This is a genomic window from Streptomyces sp. UF-297 (genome assembly GCF_058245575.1).
The window spans coordinates 1-636 of sequence record NZ_JBSIBZ010000243.1 but is presented as its reverse complement, the minus strand read 5'-3'; the positions used below and the strand labels follow the sequence as shown (position 1 = coordinate 636).

General features: G+C 68.9%; 1 protein-coding gene. It reads left to right on the top strand.

Annotated elements, in window-relative coordinates; genetic code table 11:
• Positions 1-9: 9 nt before the first annotated feature.
• Positions 10-636, top strand: a 627-nt coding sequence (locus tag AC4IJH_RS43645) for an acyltransferase domain-containing protein (protein ID WP_490857586.1), incomplete at its 3' end; no start/stop codon positions are given.

The following is a 636-nucleotide window of genomic DNA, read 5'->3' as shown; positions in this document are numbered from 1 at the left end:
ATGGAACCGATGCTGGAGCGCTTCGCTGAAGTGGTCGGTGCGGTCGGCTATCAGGCGCCGAAATTGACGTTGGTGTCGGCCCTGACCGGGGGCGTGGTGACCGAGGAAGTCACGGACCCTTCGTATTGGGTGCGGCACGTCCGCGAAGCGGTCCGTTTCGCCGACGCGGCCTGCGCGCTGCGGGACAGCGGTGTGCGGACGTTTGTGGAGATCGGTCCGGACGGTGTGCTCTCGGGCATGGGCCCGCAGAGCCGTACGGACGCCGACGGCGCTGCGGAGGTGTGGTTGCCGGTGCTGCGCCGGGGCCGTGACGAACCGCGCGCGCTGCTCACGGCGCTGGCGAAGCTGTTCGTACGGGGTGTGGATGTCGGCTGGGACAGGGTCTTCGTGGGTACGGGTGCCCAGCGGATCGATCTGCCGACGTATGCCTTCCAGCGGCAGCGGTACTGGCTGCCGGGTGGTTCCGGCGCGGTGGACGCGGCGAGGCTGGGGCAGTCACCTACGCGCCATTCGCTGCTGGGTGCGGCCGTCGAACTGCCTGCAACCGGCGGTCTGATGTTGACGGGTCGGTTGTCTTCGTCGGGGCAGTCGTGGTTGGCCGATCATGTGGTGGCCGGGCAGGTGTTGGTGCCGGGT